Origin of the sequence: Acinetobacter sp. UBA2063, assembly GCF_002333245.1 — a bacterium.
Taxonomy (GTDB): domain Bacteria; phylum Pseudomonadota; class Gammaproteobacteria; order Pseudomonadales; family Moraxellaceae; genus Acinetobacter; species Acinetobacter parvus.
Genome location: NZ_DDAH01000075.1, coordinates 1 through 5,766, shown reverse-complemented (window position 1 = coordinate 5,766; position 5,766 = coordinate 1). Strand labels below are relative to the sequence as shown.

The window sequence follows — 5,766 nt, the reverse complement described above, 5'->3', positions numbered from 1 at the left end:
CAACCTGCAACTCGGATAACTGCAAACGCTCCTTGGTTTGTAGTTATCCGAGTTGCAGGTTGAAACCTTAACCACGCAGTTTGATGAGCAAAATGAGCAATTGCTTGAGCTGGAACAGCAGACCCAAGCCGCCGAGCAAAATTTTACCGATGTTCAGGCACAACACAAGCAGGCACAACAGCAATTTGAACAACTTAAAACCCAAGTTGAAAAGCAGCAACAACAAAAGCTGCAAATGGCGGCACAGATTGAGCAACTAAGCAAAAATGTACTGCGGATTGAACAGCAAAAGCAGACCTTACAAAAGCAAAGCGGCCAGATTCGTGCTCAGGTTCAGGATGATGAGCAAGCGCAACTGGAACAGTTACAGCAGCAGTTGCAACGAGAGATTGTTGAACTGGAAACAGCGATTGAACAGCTACAGCAAAATCTACAAAGCCAGGAGGATCAGCAACATTTAAACAAGACTGATGCACAGAGTTTAAAAACAGAGATTCAGGTGTTATTGGCTGAACAAAAGAACCTGAATCAATTGGTGGCAAAGCAGAGTCCCAAACAGAACCAAGATATCGTTCGATTAATGCAAAACTTGCGTTTAACTGCTCAAGCTAAAGTGCATGCATGCATTATTGAGAAGTTCTTAGCCAAGTGGTTGCAAGCGCATTTGATTGAGAAAGAGCAAGCCTTTCAAGAAGGTATCGCACGACAGTTAAAATCATCACAACGGCCGCCTGTTCAAGTTGCAGGACTCGCTTTTTTAAGTGCATGGATTGAAGCACCACAATCTTCACTGTGGGCCAATGTTGCTGTGGCAGAAAATTTGGCAATAGCATTGCATCATCAGTCGGATCTCAATCAGGCACAATCCATTTTAACGCTGGATGGTTATCATGTCGGTGCGGACTGGGTTATTGCGTTGCACTACGATGAAGAGAGCCAGACTGCACAAGGGATGCTCAGTCATCAAGTGCGTTTAGAAGAAATTGAGCAGCAACTGGCACAGCAGCAGCCACAATTACTTGATCTGGAAAGCCAGTTTTCACAACAGCAGCAAAGTTTGCAACAGCAACAACAGACGTTGCAACAGCAACAACAAGGTTTGAAGCAGAAGCAAAAAGAATTACAACAACTCGATGTGCAAATTGCTAAATTACAAAGTACCGCACAGGCATTTGTGTTGCAGCAACAGCAACTGGCAGATCAGTTGAAACAACTGGATGTGCAGCTTGAAGAAGATGCCATGCAGCGGGATGATCTGGAAATTGACCTGCATGCTTTAGCAATTAAATTGGAAGCAGTGTTACCCAACTATAAGACTTTGCAGTTTCAGGTCGAAAATCTAAATGAACAATTGGATGAGCAACAACAACAGCTGACCCAACAGCAGCAGCAACGTGAAAATCTGCGCCGTCAGACCTCTCAAGCCAATCAGCAAATTGAGTTGTTAGAAAAAGATATCTCATTCCTGAAAACGCAGTATCGACAAATCATCGAACAAATTGAGCAGGCGAGGAAATTTGTTGATCCGATTCAGCTTGAGCTGCCGAACTTGGAGTCGCAATTCCACGAGCAATTGCAGCAAACCGAAAAACTGCAAAAAACCTGGAATGAATGGCAGCTGGAACTCAATCAAGTACAAGAGAAACAGCAGCAACTGACTGAACAGCGTCATCAGGCACAGCAAAAAGATGAGCAGGTGCGTGAGCAACTGGAACAAAAGCGCTTGGCTTGGCAGGCAGCAAAATCAGATCGTGAACATTATCTGGAACAGCTGAAAGAACTCAATGCGGAAGCTTTATCTGACCTGACGATAGAAATGAAAGATCATCAGCAAAAACTTGAAAAAGCCCAGCAACAATTTGAGAAAATCGGTGCTGTGAATTTGGCAGCTTCACAAGAATACGAAGAAGTGTCGCAACGTTTTGATGAGTTGAACCATCAGATGCAAGATCTGCGAAATACGGTTGATCAGCTCAAGGATGCCATGAAGAGTATTGATCAGGAAACACGAAAGCTGTTTATGACCACCTTTGATCAGGTGAATCAAGAGCTGCAACTTTTGTTTCCAAAAGTGTTTAATGGCGGTGAGGCGACCCTCAGCCTTGAGGATGACTGGCAGTCTGGGGTGAAATTAATGGCGCGTCCGCCAGGTAAACGTAACAGTTCTCTGGCATTATTGTCAGGTGGTGAAAAGGCCCTAACGGCATTGGCGTTGGTGTTTGCTATCTTTAGGCTGAACCCTGCGCCTTTCTGTGTATTGGATGAGGTGGATGCACCACTTGATGACGCCAACGTACAGCGGTATTGTAATTTGGTAAAAGAGCTTTCTGAACAAGTGCAATTCATTTACATTACACATAATAAATTGGCAATGACAATGGCAACTGATTTACTTGGAGTGACCATGCCAGAGCCAGGCACATCAAAATTAGTGACTGTGGATTTAGAACAGGCAAAAGAATACGGGTTAGTTGCGGAGTCCTAGTATGGAAATGAATACAATAATAGGCATTGTTGTCGCCGTTGTGATTATGCTCGTTGGTTTGATCATGATTTTAAGAAAACCAAAACCAGTTGAGCTTTCACTAGAAGCAGATCTTCATGTTAACCCTGAAAGTCAGCAACCTGTGATTCCTCGTCATGTAAGGGATCAGATTTTGCAAAATGATGTGGTTACCGCTGCAACCAACCGTGTTGAACCAAGTTTTAACACGGCACCGATTGAAGCAAAAGCGCCAGTTGAAATAGCTACTGCGGAAAATATTGTAAAAGCGACTGAAACTGATGTTGTGATTGAACCTGAGCCAGTTGTTGAGCTCACTTCGGATGCAAATAAACAAGAGACAGTGCTAGAATCGCAGTCTCAAGACGAAGTTGAAGCACTTTTAGCAACGCCAGAAAAAGCTCAGGATGAGAAAGCTGAAACACAGCTCAGCTTAAACCCAAATATTGAAACAGTTGAGATTGCTGAGTTTGATGGCGAAAGTAATATTCTGGATGTGCATTTGCATGAACAGCAACGCTATGATGATGAAAGTGCTTTGGCAACAGCAGAGCAAATTATTGCTTTGAATGTTTATCCAAATCCACGTCGTGCTTTGTCTGGTGATAAAGCATTAAAGGTATTGCTGAAATATGGCCTGCGTTTTGGCGAAATGTCATGTTTCCATCGTTATGAAAACACCGATGAGCCAAGCCCATTGATGTTCTCCGTATTACGCGTCACAGATAATGGCCCAGCGGGCTTTGACCTGGAAACATTGTCTGCGGAACAGGTGCAGGGTCTGGCATTTTTCCTTGCATTGCCAAACAGCAAGGCGGTGACAGGCTATGACATGATGACCAGCATTGCAGGCTTAATTGCGCGTGAGATTGATGGTAAAGTTTACGATGAAAACAATCTTGAATTCACGCCGCAGTTGAAAGAGCATTGGCGTCATCATGTGATTGATTATCGTCCAAATCAAGCAACGGTTTAATCAATCTTTTATAATAAATTCAGTAAAAGTTATAGGGCGGTTTTCCGCCCTTTTATATGGTGAAATCTAAATGGAACACAACTCAGTTATTGAGCAAATGCGTCAGTTAATTCAACTGATTGCAAAACATAATCATGCTTATTATGTAATGGATCAACCTTGCATTTCTGATAGTGAATATGACCATTTATTTCATCAACTGAAAGCCTTAGAACAACAATATCCAGAATGCATTCAGGCGGATACACCGACCAATAAAGTTGGTGGTCAAGCTTTGTCAAAATTTGCAAGCGTGACCCATGCAGTGCCAATGTTGTCATTGGGCAATGTGTTTAATCAGGAAGATCTGTTTGCCTTTGCCCGTCGTATTGATGAACGTTTACCCAATCAAAAAGTCCAGTATGACGTTGAACTTAAACTCGATGGCTTAGCGATTTCACTGTGGTATGAAAATGGTGTCTTGGTTCGTGGCGTGACCCGTGGTGATGGTGAGACAGGCGAGGATATTACCCAGAATGTTAAAACCATTCGAAATTTGCCGAAAGTATTATCAAGTCAGCATCAAGCCATTCCAGAGTTTCTGGAAGTTCGTGGTGAAGTATTGATGCCAAAGCAAGGCTTTGAAAAACTCAATGCAGATCAGGAAGCCAAAGGCGATAAGACCTTTGCCAATCCACGGAATGCAGCAGCAGGAAGTTTGCGCCAACTTGATCCAAACATTGCAGCTTCACGTCCATTGGCGTTCTATGCTTATGGTATTGCGCAATGTCAGCCCAATCATGGCCTTGAGACCATGCATGACAGCCTGCACTGGTTAACCAAATTTGGTTTTGAAATCGCAGAACGTCAATTTCTCTGTGCCTCGATTGAGGAGGTACAGCAACGCTATGAACAAATCCAACAAGAACGTCCAGATCTTAAAGTTGAAATTGATGGTATGGTGATTAAGGTCGACAGTCTTAAACAGCAACAACAATTGGGCTTTTTAAGTCGTGAACCACGCTGGGCAATCGCTTATAAATTCCCCGCACAAGCGGCACTGACCAAAGTCGAAAATATTGACTGGCAAGTGGGACGTACTGGTACGCTTACTCCTGTCGCGCGTTTAACACCTGTCTTTGTTGGTGGTGTAACGGTATCTAATGTGACCTTACACAATATTGGTGAAATCCATCGTTTAGATGTGCGTATTGGCGATACCGTTAGTGTCTACCGTACTGGCGATGTGATTCCAAAAGTTGAGAAAGTTTGGGTTGAGTTCCGACCTGCCAATGCGGAGATCGTCCATCTCCCGACGAATTGTCCTGTATGTGAATCGCCTGTTGTTATACCTGAGGGTGAGGCCTTGGCACGTTGTTCAGGTGGCCTGTATTGTGCAGCACAACGGATCGAAGCCATTCGTCACTTTGTTTCGCGTAAAGCCTTGGATATTGAGGGCTTGGGTGATCGTTGGGTAGAGTCACTTCTGCATCTCGATTTACTTAAAGATGTCGCTGATATTTACCATTTACATGAACATCGTGACACCTTATTGACCATCGAGAAAATGGGTGAAAAATCCGTTCAGAACTTGATTGATGCCATCGAAGCGAGCAAGAAAACTACCTTGGCACGTTTTATTTATGGCTTAGGTATTCGTGGTGTAGGTGAAACTACAGCACGCATGTTAGCCAATACTTTCCAAACTTTGGATGCGTTGAAAGCTGCCGATGTTGAAGCACTTAAGAAAACGCCAGATGTCGGTGATATTACAGCAGAATGGATTGCTGACTTTTTCCAAGCACCACATAACATTGAAGTACTCGATCGTTTATTGGCAGCAGGAATTCATTGGGATGCACCGACAGCTCCAACACGTCAACCATTGAATGGTGAAAGCTGGGTAGTGACAGGTACACTGGAAAGTATGGGGCGTGATGAGGCGACACAAAAGTTACAAGCTTTGGGTGCACGTGTCAGTGGTAGTGTTTCCAGTAAAACCAAATGTGTGGTGGCTGGTGAAAAAGCAGGAAGCAAGTTGGATAAAGCGCAGAAACTGCACATTCGGGTGATGAATGAACAAGAGTTTCTGGATTTCTTGGCGCAGTACGGAGGTGTTGAATGAGTATTAAAGCATTGAAAGCCCATCTAGTCACAAAATCTGAAAAAGAATTGCTTCAAGAAATTGTTAAACTATATCAACAGTTCTCAGTAGTCAGAGATTTTTATCCGAATAGCCGTAAAACCTCGGGGTTTAGCCCGAGGATATAAGGCTGCAATCCGCTAGCCCCCTTGTGGGGATTAGCTA

2 protein-coding genes and 1 pseudogene are annotated in these 5,766 nt (G+C 43.7%); all 3 read left to right on the top strand.

Annotation, left to right across the window (positions count from 1 at the left end):
- Positions 1-43: 43 nt before the first annotated feature.
- A pseudogene (locus B4H32_RS03405) lies at positions 44-2,485 on the top strand (chromosome segregation protein SMC); the annotation flags it as partial.
- 1 nt (position 2,486) lies between these two features.
- Positions 2,487-3,479: a cell division protein ZipA C-terminal FtsZ-binding domain-containing protein gene (locus tag B4H32_RS03400; RefSeq protein WP_004757322.1), complete on the top strand. Its 993-nt coding sequence runs from the start codon at positions 2,487-2,489 to the stop codon at positions 3,477-3,479.
- A gap of 70 nt (positions 3,480-3,549) precedes the next feature.
- Positions 3,550-5,583 (top strand): NAD-dependent DNA ligase LigA, encoded by a 2,034-nt coding sequence (ligA, locus tag B4H32_RS03395; protein ID WP_004757325.1) that lies wholly within the window; start codon positions 3,550-3,552, stop codon positions 5,581-5,583.
- The last annotated feature ends 183 nt before the right edge of the window (positions 5,584-5,766 follow it).